Genomic DNA, 13,898 nt, shown 5'->3' with positions numbered 1-13,898 from the left:
TTTTTCTGAAGTCATGAAAATAATTTGTGTGGGCCGTAATTACACAGAGCATATTGCGGAACTGGAAAATGAAAAACCTGAAGATCCTGTACTTTTTCTAAAGCCCGATACTTCCATCCTTTTAAAAAAGCAACCTTTTTTCATACCTTCATTCTCTGAAGATGTTCATTATGAAGTGGAATTGCTCGTGAGGATCAACAGGGTAGGAAAATATATTCAGAAGAAATTCGCGCATAAATATTATGATGAAATTGGTCTGGGAATCGATTTTACGGCGCGTGACCTTCAGAAGAAATTAAAGGAGAAAGGCCTGCCGTGGGAAAAAGCGAAGGCTTTTGACGGTGCCGCGGTGATCGGTGAGAAATGGCTTAAAAAAGACCGTTTCCAGGACCTTAATGAGATCAATTTCAGTTTAAAAAAGAATGATGAAGTGGTTCAAAAAGGGAATTCTTCACATATGCTTTGGAAAATTGACGAATTAATTGAATATATTTCACAATATTTCACATTAAAGATTGGGGATGTGATTTTTACAGGGACTCCTGCGGGAGTGGGGCCGGTAAAAATAAATGACGAGCTGAAAGGTTTCGTTGAAAACGAGCAAATTTTTTCAATACAGGTAAAATAATGAGCAATTACAATCTAGCAAGCGTAGAAGAAATGGCTGGTGGCGACCAGGACTTTGTAAAGGTGGTCGTGCAGACATTCATTGAAGAGATCCCACCAGATCTTGAAGCAATGAATCAGGCTGTTGCTGAAAATAACCCCGGACAGGCTTATCAGTATGCGCATAAAATGAAGCCTAATCTACAAATGTTTGGCCTGGAGTTGATGCCGCAAATCAAGATCATTGAGGAATGGTCAAAGTCAGGTAAAGATAAATCAGAGGTGGATGAGGCAGCCATAATTATCTCCCGAAAAGTTAAAGCCGCAGAAGAAGAATTGAAGGTTGATTTTGCTCTGTAATGACCGCGGAAATTATCACCATTGGAGATGAGATCCTGATCGGGCAGATCGTTGATACCAATTCGGCTTTTATTGCGACCGAACTGAACAAGATCGGAATTTCGGTTTTTCAGATCACCTCCATTCAGGATGAAAAAACACATATTTTAAAAGCTCTCGAAGAAGCTTCAGAAAGAGCTGAAATTATTTTACTTACCGGTGGGCTGGGGCCTACCAAAGATGATATCACCAAATACACTTTTTGCGAGTATTTTGATGACCAGCTTCAACTTAATGAGGAAGTACTGGCTCATATAGAAGAGCTGTTCGCTAAATACAAAACCACTCCTATTTCAGACCTGAACAGGGAACAAGCAATGGTTCCTTCAAAGGCCAGGGTTCTTCATAATCGCTACGGGACCGCGCCCGGGATGTGGATAGAGAAAGAAGGTAAAGTCTTCATTTCTATGCCCGGTGTGCCTTATGAAATGAAAGGCCTTATGGAATATGAAGTTATTCCGGGGCTGCAAAAGAAATTCCACCGTCCTTTTATTTATCATAAAACCATACTTACCCGTGGCTTGGGGGAAAGTGCTATTGCCAACAGGCTTGTAGGCTGGGAAGAGAAGCTTCCGAAGCATTTGAAGTTCGCTTATTTGCCCAATTTTGGAAGTGTTCGTTTGCGTATCTCCGGAAAAGGAAATAATGAGGAGCAATTGATAAGCGATGTAGAAAATCAGGCGGAAGAGCTTTACGAGATCCTTGGGGATATTATTTCCGAAGAGCAGGAGGAAGATGAGAAGATCGCCGTAGAGATCAACAAACTGCTTACATCAGATAATAAATTCCTTGCGGTTGCCGAAAGTTGCACCGGTGGCGCTCTGGCTGCTGAATTTACGACACATCCCGGGGCATCCAAATGTTTTAAAGGCGGAATGGTGTGCTATGCGACCCAGACCAAGATCGATCTCTTGCAGGTGAATAAGGAGCTTATTGAAAAGCACAGCGTGGTGAGTGCCGAGGTGGCTGAAGCTATGGCTAAAAACGCCAGAAAACTTTTTAAATCAGATTACGCGCTATCTACCACTGGTAATGCGGGGCCTACAAAAGGGGATAGTGATGCCGAGGTGGGCACAGTGTATATTGGGCTGGCTACCCCGGAAAAAGTCTATTCACAAAAGTTCTTTTTAGGGAACCACAGGGATCAGGTCGTGAAAAAGGCGGTCTACAAAGCCTATGAGATGATCCTCAGGGAAATAACGGCTTAACTGTAAATTTTCACACCATAATTTTTGCGTAATTTCTGCTTTTTGACTTCTTTTGGCCCTGCATTCTGAAAAGGCCTTTAGAAATCAATTTTTTCCAAGCGTGGGGGAGGACAAGAAATCTGAAGCTTTTCAGGAGTTGAGGCTGTGAAACGCAATCAAATCTTTTAACAAAAATAATTTTTTACCTGATGTTGGCTATTAGGTAAAAAATTCGTTAATTTGCAGCCTGTTTTGAAATAACGAGTTAAAGTATAGAGCAATGTCAAGAGTTTGTGAACTTACAGGTAAGAAAGCGATGGTAGGAAACAACGTTTCCCACGCAATGAATAAAACAAAACGTAAATTTGACGCCAATTTGGTTAAAAAACGTTTTTACATTCCTGAGGAAGATAAATGGATCACTTTAAAAGTATCTACTTCTGCAATTAAAAACATTAATAAGAAAGGAATTGCTGCGGTAATCAAAGAAGCCCGTGCAAAAGGCTTTTTAACCAAGTAGTAATCCTCACATTTAAGACGCAGTAAAATGGCAAAGAAAGGTAACAGAGTTCAGGTTATATTAGAGTGTACAGAGCATAAAGCTACTGGGAAACCAGGTACTTCTAGATACATTACAACTAAAAATAAGAAGAACACGCCAGATAGAATGGAATTGAAGAAATTCAACCCTATTCTTAAGAAAATGACGGTTCATAAAGAGATAAAATAATTAAGTCATGGCAAAGAAATCAGTAGCATCATTACAAACAGGATCAAAGAGATTGACCAAAGCTATCAAAATGGTTAAGTCTCCTAAAAGCGGCGCCTATACTTTTGTGGAAGCAATCATGGCTCCAGAAGAAGTAAATGACTTTTTGAACAAAAAATAAGTTATTTCTAAAATATTGAAAGCCGTCCCGATACCTATCAGGACGGCTTTTTCTTTTTGTGTATATTTACGCTCAGAACAAACAAGCCGTAGTGTCCTTTCCCAATATATTACCGGGCTGGATGTAATCGGCTTTTGTTGGTAGAACTTTAAGACCATTTAATTATAATGAGTTTATTCAAGAAAATTTTCTCCAAGGAAAAGAAGGAGACTTTAGACAAAGGCCTGGAAAAATCAAAAACCGATTTTTTCTCGAAATTAGGAAAGGCTGTTGCCGGAAAATCAAAAGTTGATGATGAGGTTCTTGATGACCTGGAGGATGTTTTGGTGAGCAGTGATGTGGGGGTAGGTACTACCGTAAAGATCATAAACAGGATCGAGGAGCGGGTAGCACGAGATAAATTCCTGGGGGCAGATGAGCTGAATAAGATCCTTCGTGAGGAAATAGCGTCTTTATTGTCTGAAACCAATTCAGGGGAAGAAACCAGTTTTTATGTCCCTTCAGATAAAAAGCCATATGTGATCATGGTTGTTGGTGTGAACGGGGTTGGGAAAACCACGACCATCGGTAAACTGGCTTATCAGTTCAAAAAAGAAGGAAAAAAGGTAGTACTTGGAGCAGCCGATACCTTCCGGGCTGCGGCCATAGACCAGTTACAGGTTTGGGCAGACCGCGTTGATGTTCCGATCGTGAAACAAAAAATGGGAAGTGACCCTGCTTCCGTAGCATTTGACAGTGTGCAAAGCGCCGTAAAGCAGGATGCAGATGTGGTGATCATTGATACCGCAGGGCGACTGCATAACAAGGTCAATCTTATGAACGAGCTGACCAAAGTGAAACGTGTAATGCAGAAAGTGGTTGACAACGCGCCTCACGAGGTCTTACTCGTTTTAGATGGCTCAACCGGTCAGAACGCTTTTGAGCAGGCTAAGCAGTTTACAGCCGCTACAGAGGTGACTTCTCTTGCCGTTACCAAACTTGATGGTACCGCGAAAGGCGGAGTGGTGATCGGGATCAGTGATCAATTTAAAATTCCTGTGAAGTATATTGGTGTGGGAGAAGGGATCGAAGACCTGCAAGTGTTCAATAAATTTGAATTTGTAGATTCATTTTTCAAAAAATAATTCCACTCAATCTTTTCTGTCATGAGAAAACTTCTGTTGTTCCCCCTGTTGAGCTTTTTGTTACTTTCTTGTAAATCTGAACCTGAAAAGGAGTTGCAGGAAGAAGATCAAATTGTTTGGGAGGCGACAGATGAAACCAGCGCTCTTGAAGAGCAGGCTTCTCATGAGAATGAAAGAATGAGGTTCAAACTCATCGATTCCAAATTCCTGGATAAGAATACTATTTGGGAGCCATTTTCGGCTGAACTATCCAAGTTTTCTGAAGAAAAATACGAGGCTCTTAAGCCTCTGGTCCTTGAAAAAGATATTCCGGAACTCCAAAAAGCGATAAGAGAAGATAAATTATCCTATACAGATCTTAGCCTTTTTTACATATACAGGATCAGGAAATTTGAAAGCGATAATGACCTTTCCCTGAACGCGTTCATCGCGCTTAATCCCGATGTTATTGAGCAGGCAAAGAAGCTGGATGCCCGCGGAAAGCTTCCGGTGAATGAATATTCCATCTACGGAATGCCGGTTCTGTTGAAGGACAATATCAACACTAATAATATGTCTACCACTGCAGGGGCGATCGCCCTTGCCGAAAACGATCCTTCCGAAAACGCCTTTATCGTTGATCGACTTATGGATCATGAAGCTTTGATCCTGGGAAAGGTGAATTTAAGTGAATGGGCATATTACTTCTGTGATGGCTGTCCTCTTGGATATAGTGCCGTGGGTGGTCAAACCCTGAATCCCTACGGAAGAAAACAATTTGAAACTGGAGGTTCCAGCTCCGGAAGCGGGGTAGCGGTTGCCGCTAATTACGCGGTTGCGGCCGTAGGAACCGAAACTGCCGGATCTATTTTATCACCTTCCGCTAAAAACTCGGTTGTTGGTTTAAAACCAACAGTTGGATTGCTTAGCCGAAGCGGAATAGTACCCATTTCAAGTACACTGGATACTCCCGGACCAATGACAAAGTCGGTTGTTGATAATGCGATTTTTTTGAATGCTTTGACCGGTAAGGATTCGCTGGATGAAGCCTCTGTAAAAGATTCCAGGGACTATGTGAAAGTCCTTAAGAACGCGAGTTTAAAAGGGAAAAGAATCGGGGTGATGAAACCTCTTCTGGAAGACTCGCTTTATGTTGCTGCTGTTGATCATTTAAGATCTCAAGGAGCGGAAATTTTCGAGTTCTCTCCGGCTGAAATTCCGTTAGACGGATTTCTAACATTATTGGATGCAGATATGAAAAAAGACCTTCCGGCTTATCTTTCTTCTTCCGCGGGAGAAGAGATCAGGTTTAAGGAAGTTAAAGATGTCATTGATTTTAATCTGCAGGACAGTACTTTGCGTGCGCCATACGGACAGAAGCTTTTTGACGGTATCGCAGCCGATTCCACTTCTGAAGAAGAACTGGAAACAATTAAAAAGCAACTGCAGGAGAATGGACGAAAGTTCTTTGACCAACCCATGTCTCAGTATGATCTGGATGTAGTACTTTCCATCAACAACTTCCATGCTGCTTATGCTGCCGTGGCAAAATATCCGGCTCTTACGGTCCCCATGGGATATGAAGATACGGGTGAGCCCAAAAATGTCACTTTTATCGCCAGACCTTTTGAAGAGGATAAGTTGTTGGAGATAGGTTACGCGTTTGAATCAAAATACAGGCAAAGAAAAACCCCTGCTAATTACAACTAGGAAATGTCTCATAGAAACCTGGTCATTTTAACCAAGATCATACTCTTTTACAGCCTTTTTTTCATATTGATGAAAACGGTGATCCTGTTCCAGGGAGCCTGGCTGATCCCGAATTTGATCCTGATGCTGCCTTTTGCTATTCTTGCGTTGATCTCAGGCTTGCAGGTGAAAAAGGGTAATTATTCCTGGTTTTTCGTGGCCATAGGGGCGGCGATCATTATTCTCACCCGCATTTATGAAACCCAGTTCTCGCTATGGGTGCAGCAACAACTGTGATGTTATTGAAAAAAGAAACTTCTTGAACCAAAGGAGATCTAATTGCTATTTGTTGGAGCACATTTAATTCTGAAACTTAGCATTTAATTCTTCAACGATTCCTTCTATTTCTTTGTTCTTAGCTGCCTTTTGAAGAATAACCGCCGGAGCTTGTCTTACCTCGCAGTTGATAATTGCACAGCGTTCGCAGGTAACGCCAACTTCTTGTCGATTAATCGTCTTATCTTCTAAGAACTTCACTTTGCGCTCCAGCTGCTTATTAATTAGTAATCCAACGCTTATGCTTCGGTACTGGTTTTTTTTAAAAGGATCTTTAGTTGCAGATGACAGCACTAAATAAGTGGTTCCGTGACTTGGATAGTTGGAAATTTGAATGCCAAACTCATGATCATTTCGACTTTTACTTATTTCCTTTAAACCTTTCAAGGACACCCACCGCCTACAATAATGCTCATTTGTCTCATTGGCTCGGGGGGAATGCTGATGTGATAAATGAAGTTCCTTGTTCAGATAAAATTTTTCGGTTCCTGCTTTATGTGTAATTCTTAAAAAGAATAAATTTTTAATACTAAATGCTTGGGGCAGCACATTTGTTAATCGCTGATAGAATGATTCAGGGGAGGTATTAAATCCTTCCGACATTTGAAGAAAGAGAGCTTCATCAAAAGTGTTTTTTTCAAAAATTGTCTCCAACTGTGATGTCAAATCATCTTTAGGGATAACAAGGGCTCCGGCGAAATAGGAAGCATAGAAATTATTAAGCACCTGGTCAAACCTCTGGAACTGGATCCAGGGAAAAGTATGAAGCCTATCTTCTATTTTAAGATAATTATACGCAATTTCCTTGGCGAAAATAAAGGTGCGCTGTGCTTCGTCGATCCCATTTGCGAGCAATAGCGTTTTGGTTTGAGGCACAAAAACTGAACGTAGGTTTTCTAAAGCCTCATTTTTACTTAATTCACTTTCGTTAATAACATAACCATATTCTTCAGTCAGGATCTCTTCTAGATCTTTCGAGGTTAGAGATCTGGTAAGGTCCACCTGATAAGCTTTTGAGAATTTTAAAACATGCTGTTCTAAATCATCGAAATAATTATTATTAGCTTCTTGAAATGAACGTACCGCAGCCAGGAAGAAACTTTCTTTACTAAAGCTGTAATGATGTGCGATTTCAATTATTGTGCTAATAAATGCAGTTACCTTTGTAGGCGCATTGGCAACTATATCTATCAAATTACTTTCCTTAATACCAAATAGATCCAATGGTATCTCTTTTAAAATTTTGGACTGTAATAATTCACCAATTGGAGCTAAATTTTTATCCAGCCTCAAAGAAACCATTTGGTCATAAGGAACTTCCAGCTTATCTGAAAGCAAAGCTATTTTATCGGGTTTAGGATATTTTTTTCCGTTTTCAATTTCGTTGAGGTAAGACTTGGATAAACCGGAAAGCTTAGACAATCCAAATAAAGACAAATTCTTTTCAGTCCTTATCTGCTTTAGTTTCAGGCCAAATATTAGTTTAATATAATCTTCTTCCATATACCAAATATAAGCTTTTTTGCGAATATCTTTTTTTCGCGAATTTTAATGTTTAGCGAACGTTCGCTTGTTTTTTTAAAAACTTTGCTGTATAATTGTCATGCAAAACACTAAAACAATGGAAACTAACACCTTAAACACGCCAAGCTTGAATTTTTCAAAAGATGTTAAAAACTATTATCCTGAAATTCTTACAGATGATGCGTTGAACTTTATAGCTGCTCTTCATGAAAGATTTAATGGAAAAAGATTATCTCTCTTAGAAAGACGTATTGATCAGCAGAAGGTTTTCGATGAAGGTAAGTTGCCTGAATTTCCGAAGGAGACCAGATCCATACGGGAAAGTGAATGGAGTGCAGGTGAAATTCCTGATGATTTACAGGACAGGCGAGTAGAAATTACAGGACCAGTAGATAGAAAAATGGTTATCAATGCTTTGAATTCCGGAGCCAGCACATTTATGGCAGATCTCGAAGACAGCACTGCGCCCAGCTGGCAAAATGTTATTGAAGGCCAGCAAAACCTGAGGGATGCAAATAATAAAAGCATTTCACTGGTAGACTCGGTAAGCGGTAAATCTTACAGTCTCAACCAAAAGAATGCAGTTTTAATGGTTAGGCCCAGAGGTTTGCATTTAAACGAAAGACATATTCTAATCAATGGCGAAGAAACTTCAGGAAGCCTGGTGGATTTCGGTTTGTATGTGTTCCACAATACGAGGACCTTATTAAACAATAATACAGCCCCCTATTTCTATCTTCCGAAGTTAGAGCAATATCAGGAAGCACGCTGGTGGAATGAGGTATTTAATTTTGCCCAGGAATACCTGGAAGTGCCTAAAGGTACTTTTAAGGCAACTGTCCTTATCGAAACCATTACTGCAAGTTTTCAGTTAGACGAAATTATTTATGAGCTTAAAGATCACATCGTGGGTCTGAACTGTGGTCGCTGGGATTATATTTTTTCATACATTAAAAAATTCAGGAACCACCCTCAATTTGTGGTGCCCAACCGTGACCAGGTGACTATGACCACTCCTTTCATGGAGGCTTATTCCAAGCTTGTTATTCAACGCTGTCATAAACGTGGCATTCATGCCATTGGTGGAATGGCTGCCCAAATCCCGATTAAGAATGATGAAAAGGCTAATGCAGCTGCTTTAGAAAAAGTAAGGAAGGATAAAGAGCGCGAAGTTAAAAATGGCCATGATGGAACCTGGGTGGCACACCCCGCATTAGTTGAAGTCGCTATGGCAGAGTTTGACAAACACATGCCAGCACCAAACCAGTTGCAGGTTACTCGTGACGACATACATATTTCCGAGAAAGATCTTGTAGAAATACCTGAAGGCACTGTTACAGAAGCCGGAATTAGGAAAAACATCAATGTGGGTATCCTGTATACTGAGGCCTGGTTGAGAGGTTACGGTGCTGTAGCGCTCTACCATTCAATGGAAGATGCGGCAACTGCCGAAATTTCAAGGACGCAGATATGGCAATGGTTAAAACATGAAGTAGTTCTGGAAGATGGACGAAAATTTAATACTGAGTTGTACATCGACTTGTTAAACGATGAAGTTGAAAAAATCTTTTCAGAAGCAGTAAAAGACACTTCTGAGAACAGTAGGTTTAAACTTGCTATTGAGCTTTTTGACAAGTTAGTATTATCAGAAAGGTTTGAAGAGTTCTTAACCCTTCCGGCCTATCAATACCTATAAAAAAACAATCCTGCGATTGCGGCAACAATCAACAGGATCTAATTATTAATTATAAAATAACTATAACAAAATTATGAAAAATCAACCACAAACCAATTATAGCTCTGCTTTAGCAGCTGTAAAAAACCTTAAAGAAAAGTATGGAAAGACCTGGAATGGAATAAATCCGGAAAGCGCTGCCAGGATGGTTGCCCAGAACCGCTTTAGAACCGGTTTGGATATTGCCAGATACACAGCAGCCATTATGAGAAAAGACATGGCTGAATATGATAGAGATCCATCTCAATACACCCAGTCTTTGGGTAGCTGGCATGGTTTTGTGGCTCAGCAAAATATGATTGCAGTTAAGAAACATCATAAAACAACAGACAAAAAATACTTATATCTTTCCGGTTGGATGGTTGCTGCTTTACGCTCAGAATTTGGACCCTTACCGGATCAATCCATGCATGAAAAAACTGCCGTCCCGGCATTAATAAATGAAATTTATGATTTCTTACGCCAGGCAGATGCTATTGAGCTAAACGATCTTTTCAAAAGACTGGAAAGCGGAGAAGATGTCCAGGATGAAATTGACAATTTTGAAACGCATGTAGTTCCCATTATTGCTGATATTGATGCTGGTTTTGGTAATGAAGAGGCAACCTATTTACTGGCAAAAAAAATGATTCAGGCTGGAGCCTGTGCTATTCAGATCGAAAACCAGGTTTCCGATGCCAAACAGTGCGGGCACCAGGATGGAAAAGTTACTGTACCTCATGAAGATTTTATTGCAAAATTAAATGCTATAAGATACGCATTCATCGAATTAGGCGTAGAGGACGGAATTATTGTAGCAAGAACAGATTCAGAAGGTGCCGGCCTGACCCAAAAGCTACCGGTAAGTCAGGAACCCGGAGATCTGGCTTCTCAGTATTTGGCTTTTATCGATGCCGAAGAAATAACCATCAGCGACGCTAAAGAAGACGATGTTCTTTTCAAAAGAGACGGAAAATTATTGCGACCGGTAAGATTGGCCAATGGATTATATAAATTCAAAGATGGCTCGAACATAGACAGAGTTGTGTTAGATTGTATCACAAGTCTTCAAAATGGAGCAGACCTTCTATGGATCGAGACTCCAACCCCTAATGTCAAACAGATTGCCCATATGGTGAACAGGGTAAAAAAAGTTGTGCCTGATGCCAAGTTGGTATATAATAACTCCCCATCCTTTAACTGGACCTTGAACTTCCGTCACCAGGCTTTTGATGATATGCTTGCAGAAGGTGAAAATATGACCGGTTATGACAGGAATAATTTAATGAATTCTGAATATGATGATACAGAACTATGTTTTAGAGCAGATAGGAAGATCAAGACCTTCCAGATCGATGCTGCAAGAGAAGCAGGAGTTTTCCATCACTTGATAACGCTGCCAACCTATCATACAACAGCACTTCATATGAATGACCTAACGGCAGGTTATTTTTCTGAAGAAGGCATGTTAGCATATGTAAAAGGAGTTCAAAGACAGGAAATCCGTAAGGGAGTTTCCTGCGTAAAACATCAGCGTATGGCAGGTTCAGATCTTGGTGATGATCACAAAAGCTTCTTTGCCGGAGAAAAAGCTTTAAAAGCAGGAGGCGAAAAGAATACAAGTAATCAATTCAAAGATCATGAAACCGTTACTGTACGGGAAGCTGTTCTGGATAAATAATTCTTTATTTTGATAAATGCGATATCCAGGTATATTGCATTTATTATTTTAGAGCATCCGACAAATAAATAACAAAATCAAATTAAATGAAAGGCAGAGAACTACTTATGATACCCGGGCCTATAGAATTTGAACCCGAAGTGTTACAGGCAATGGGAATACCTACTCAAAGCCATTTGGCTCCAGATTTTATAGAAACTTTTGGAAACAGTCTTGAGCTTATGAGAGAAGTGTGGAAGTCTCCGGAAGGTCAGCCTTTTATTGTTGCCGGAACAGGTACTTTGGCCATGGATATGGCAGCAGCCAATCTCATAGAACAAGGTGATAGAGTGTTAGTAATTTCCACAGGATACTTTGGGGATCGCTTTAAGGACATAATGGATCGGTATGGCGCAGAAACAACTATTTTAGAAGCTCCAATAGGCGAAGTTGTAAGTCTGGAGGCAATTGAAAATGAGCTCAAAAATCGACCGTATAAAGCCTTAACTTTTACTCATGTAGATACCTCTACCGGGATCTTGGTTGATCCCGCACCTATAGCGCAATTAGCACGACAATATGAAACCCTAAGTATCCTGGATGGCGTGTGTTCCGTCGCCGGAGAGGAGATAAAACAGGATGAATGGGGACTGGATATTGTATTAACAGGATCTCAGAAGGCCATTGGCGTACCCCCTGGACTCGCATTGTTAGTAGCATCTCAGAAAGCAATTGAAGTCTGGGGAAAAAGAAAAACGCCAGTATCTAATTATTATGCCGATTGGCATAACTGGTTGCCGATAATGAAGGGCTACGAAGAAAGAAGACCTTCTTATTTTGGAACCCCTGCAGTGAATCTCATTGTTGCCTTAGAAACAAGCCTTAAGATCATATCAAAAGAAGGCATGAACGAAAGGGTGAAAAGACATCAAAAATTAGCAAAAGCATTTCGAACCGGAATTTCTTCATTAAATCTCACAATTTTGCCGAAAACGACCCAATCAGCCGCTAACACGCTTTCAGCGGTTTATTATCCAAAAGGAATGGATAGCGGGTCATTTCTATCAAAAATAGCCCATAATAATGTGATCATTGCCGGAGGACTTCTATCAGAAATAAAAACTGAATATTTCCGAATCGGTCATATGGGCTCGGTCTCGGCAAATGATCTCTTGGCGGTTCTGGGGGCTTTAGAACGTGTTTTGTTAGAACTGGGTCACGATATAGATTCCGGAAAATGCTTACAGGCTTTTCAAAATGAACTATTAGAAATAAATTAAGTGAACTCCTGTTAGGATAGATGATGATCTTTAATTTACCAGTTGCATCCTTTTTCAATGTTAAAAACTATCCGATAATACCTTGAGCTACCAGGCTTAACTTACTTCCACCGTGACTTACGAGCTGCAGGCTTTTTTATTGTCAAATTCCTTTAAAAGGCCCTTCTTTACGGGTTTTCGTAAATTTCTTTAACAATATTTTATAAATTTACTAACTATCAACTAAGCTTGTGTTTATCGCTTTGAGAAATTGATAAACATAAGTTTTGCTGTGGTATAACCAGTTAGGCACAAAGCCATAAAATAATTTCAACATATAACAAAAATGGAAAAACCAAAACAAGAAAAATCAAAAAGTTCAATTCATGCATGGTTTGGCTGGATACTAGCTACTCTTATAGTTATTGTAATTTGTGTGAAAATTGTATTTTCTGATTACAATTTTTCCCAACTAAATTTTCAGTTTACAGATTTCCTATCCATAATTCTAGCATTATTCGCTGTTTGGATATCCATAAATTTTTATCATAAAAACAATGAAGCAAGCGCAAAATTTTATAATAATACTTACACTTTCACTAAAGATATTTCAGAAAATCTGGGAAGAATAGAGGAAAGATTTGGTGAGAAACTTGAATCTTTAAAAGAGGAAAATAAATCTCTTTCTAGTAGGGTAGAAAGATATTACTCCAATGGTTCTTCAAAAAAAGATGATATTGAAAAGGAAGAAAAAAAGGAAAAAGAAATACAGGAAAAGTTGAAAAGTGAATTAAATGAAAAAGATGAACTACTAAACGAATTAGTGCAGAAATATCAAATTGCTGAAAAAGATAAAGAAGAGTTTTTGGAAAGAATAAACCAGAAAAATGAAGAAGTTCAAAAATTAGAAAAGAAATTAAAACTCTTCGAGAAGTCTAAATTAAAAATGGATTCAAAGTATAATGTTCCATCACGATTAGTAAATTTCCTTAAAATTAGATTAAACAGAAACAAAGAGTTTCGTGATGTTCTATCGTTCTCTGAAATATTAGGAGAGGATGAATTTAAAGATACTTTTTACAAAGAGTCCAGAAGATTTCATAAAGGATTTCAATCAGATCTAATAAAGTATGATTTAGTAGATGACGATCAACTGCTTACCGAAGAAGGTGTTAACTTCGTAAGTAATGTTTTAAGAGAAGTCGAAGGAAATGATGAATAATTATCAAATGGCTCAGTGCCTAACAGCGGTTCATCTCAAATTCCGGGTATTGTAGAAAAAGGAACTAAATTGGATTCCTAACAATCTAAAGCGTTAGCCGACAAAACCGCGTTCCTAATCCCGCAACTTGCGATAACCGCAAACCGTTATAGCCAATTATTATAAAATGCTCAACTACAAGAAAGTTCTAAAAACCGACCAGTTTATACTTCGTCCAATAAAAGAAGATGATTTCGAAGAAATGAAAGAATTGACTAAAAATGACAAAGTTTGGACTTATTTCACCAGTAATTTATCAAAGCAAGAAGT

The 13,898-nt window shown here is 39.3% G+C and carries 14 protein-coding genes; 13 read left to right on the top strand and 1 reads right to left on the bottom strand.

Annotated elements, in window-relative coordinates; genetic code table 11:
• Positions 1 to 13: 13 nt before the first annotated feature.
• The 9 genes from ACFQ1G_RS05295 to ACFQ1G_RS05255 all read left to right on the top strand — a co-directional run bounded on the left by ACFQ1G_RS05295 (position 14) and on the right by ACFQ1G_RS05255 (position 6,171).
• On the top strand, positions 14 to 628 hold the full coding sequence (locus ACFQ1G_RS05295; RefSeq protein WP_380737325.1) for a fumarylacetoacetate hydrolase family protein: 615 nt from the start codon (positions 14 to 16) through the stop codon (positions 626 to 628).
• Entirely contained in the window at positions 628 to 966 is a 339-nt protein-coding gene (locus tag ACFQ1G_RS05290) for an Hpt domain-containing protein (protein WP_380737323.1), read from the top strand. The genes ACFQ1G_RS05295 and ACFQ1G_RS05290 overlap by 1 nt, the downstream gene beginning before the upstream one ends.
• Complete coding sequence (locus ACFQ1G_RS05285) at positions 966 to 2,213, top strand: competence/damage-inducible protein A (RefSeq protein WP_380737321.1); 1,248 nt, start codon at positions 966 to 968, stop codon at positions 2,211 to 2,213. The genes ACFQ1G_RS05290 and ACFQ1G_RS05285 overlap by 1 nt, the downstream gene beginning before the upstream one ends.
• Positions 2,214 to 2,472: 259 nt before the next feature.
• Positions 2,473 to 2,712: a 50S ribosomal protein L28 gene (rpmB, locus tag ACFQ1G_RS05280; RefSeq protein ID WP_380737319.1), complete on the top strand. Its 240-nt coding sequence runs from the start codon at positions 2,473 to 2,475 to the stop codon at positions 2,710 to 2,712.
• A gap of 27 nt (positions 2,713 to 2,739) precedes the next feature.
• Positions 2,740 to 2,922, top strand: coding sequence for a 50S ribosomal protein L33 (rpmG, locus tag ACFQ1G_RS05275; protein ID WP_029034962.1), 183 nt, complete (start codon positions 2,740 to 2,742; stop codon positions 2,920 to 2,922).
• 7 nt (positions 2,923 to 2,929) lie between these two features.
• Positions 2,930 to 3,082, top strand: coding sequence for a DUF4295 domain-containing protein (locus tag ACFQ1G_RS05270; RefSeq protein ID WP_380737317.1), 153 nt, complete (start codon positions 2,930 to 2,932; stop codon positions 3,080 to 3,082).
• A 167-nt stretch (positions 3,083 to 3,249) separates the two neighbouring features.
• A complete protein-coding gene (ftsY, locus tag ACFQ1G_RS05265; protein WP_380737315.1) occupies positions 3,250 to 4,206 on the top strand; it encodes a signal recognition particle-docking protein FtsY in 957 nt (318 codons plus the stop codon).
• Positions 4,207 to 4,227: 21 nt separating this feature from the next.
• Positions 4,228 to 5,895 (top strand): amidase family protein, encoded by a 1,668-nt coding sequence (locus tag ACFQ1G_RS05260; protein ID WP_380737313.1) that lies wholly within the window; start codon positions 4,228 to 4,230, stop codon positions 5,893 to 5,895.
• Positions 5,896 to 5,898: 3 nt separating this feature from the next.
• The gene (locus tag ACFQ1G_RS05255; protein ID WP_380737311.1) at positions 5,899 to 6,171 is read left to right on the top strand and encodes a hypothetical protein; all 273 of its coding nucleotides are present in this window, start codon (positions 5,899 to 5,901) and stop codon (positions 6,169 to 6,171) included.
• A gap of 63 nt (positions 6,172 to 6,234) precedes the next feature.
• Here the strand turns inward: ACFQ1G_RS05255 and ACFQ1G_RS05250 are convergent, their stop codons facing one another.
• Positions 6,235 to 7,713, bottom strand: coding sequence for a helix-turn-helix domain-containing protein (locus tag ACFQ1G_RS05250; RefSeq protein ID WP_380737309.1), 1,479 nt, complete (start codon positions 7,711 to 7,713; stop codon positions 6,235 to 6,237).
• A gap of 118 nt (positions 7,714 to 7,831) precedes the next feature.
• Between ACFQ1G_RS05250 and aceB the strand changes: the two genes are divergently transcribed.
• From aceB to ACFQ1G_RS05230, 4 genes are all read left to right on the top strand, one after another.
• A complete protein-coding gene (aceB, locus tag ACFQ1G_RS05245) occupies positions 7,832 to 9,430 on the top strand; it encodes a malate synthase A (protein ID WP_380737307.1) in 1,599 nt (532 codons plus the stop codon).
• A gap of 73 nt (positions 9,431 to 9,503) precedes the next feature.
• Positions 9,504 to 11,129 carry an isocitrate lyase gene (locus tag ACFQ1G_RS05240; RefSeq protein WP_380737305.1) on the top strand — a complete coding sequence of 542 codons (1,626 nt, stop codon included), beginning with the start codon at positions 9,504 to 9,506 and terminating at the stop codon, positions 11,127 to 11,129.
• 86 nt (positions 11,130 to 11,215) lie between these two features.
• On the top strand, positions 11,216 to 12,388 hold the full coding sequence (locus ACFQ1G_RS05235) for a pyridoxal-phosphate-dependent aminotransferase family protein (protein ID WP_380737303.1): 1,173 nt from the start codon (positions 11,216 to 11,218) through the stop codon (positions 12,386 to 12,388).
• A 325-nt stretch (positions 12,389 to 12,713) separates the two neighbouring features.
• A complete protein-coding gene (locus ACFQ1G_RS05230; protein ID WP_380737301.1) occupies positions 12,714 to 13,589 on the top strand; it encodes a hypothetical protein in 876 nt (291 codons plus the stop codon).
• Positions 13,590 to 13,898: the final 309 nt, after the last annotated feature.

Source organism: Salinimicrobium gaetbulicola (assembly GCF_042676025.1).
In the GTDB taxonomy this organism is placed as follows: Bacteria; Bacteroidota; Bacteroidia; order Flavobacteriales; family Flavobacteriaceae; genus Salinimicrobium; species Salinimicrobium gaetbulicola.
This window is presented reverse-complemented; position numbering and strand designations above follow the sequence as displayed.